Here is a 502-nt window from a genome sequence, read left to right as displayed (position 1 = left end):
GCTCCTTTATCTGATCGCCTCGGTCTGCTTCATCCAGGCGCTCAAGGGCCTGTCGAACCCGAAAACGGCACGAACCGGCAACGTGTTCGGCATGGTCGGCATGGCGATCGCGATTCTCACCACCGTCGCACTGATCGCGAAGCAGGCCGCGTTGCTCGGCTCGAATCTCGCGCTCGGCCTGTCGCTGGTGTTCGTCGCGCTGATCGTCGGCGGCGCGATCGGTGCGTTCGTCGCGGCGCGCGTCGAAATGACGAAGATGCCCGAACTGGTCGCGGCGATGCACTCGCTGATCGGTATGGCAGCTGTGTGTATCGCGTATGCCGTCGTGTCGGAACCGGCTGCGTTCGGCCTCGGCGCCGAGGAAGGCATTCCCGGCTTCCTGCCGTACGGCAACCGGATCGAACTGTTCATCGGCACGTTCGTCGGCGCGATTACCTTTAGCGGTTCGGTCATCGCGTTCGGCAAGCTGTCGGGCAAGTACAAGTTCCGGCTGTTCCAGGGC

1 protein-coding gene is annotated in these 502 nt (G+C 63.5%); it reads left to right on the top strand.

The window, feature by feature from the left end; translation table 11 throughout:
* Nucleotides 1–502: NAD(P)(+) transhydrogenase (Re/Si-specific) subunit beta (locus tag H3V53_RS43380; protein WP_336603065.1), on the top strand; the 502-nt coding region annotated here is incomplete at both ends.

It is taken from the genome of Paraburkholderia bengalensis (assembly GCF_037126505.1).
Taxonomy (GTDB): domain Bacteria; phylum Pseudomonadota; class Gammaproteobacteria; order Burkholderiales; family Burkholderiaceae; genus Paraburkholderia; species Paraburkholderia bengalensis.
The sequence above is the reverse complement of the archived record's forward strand: the minus strand, read 5'-3'. Positions and strand labels throughout refer to the sequence as shown.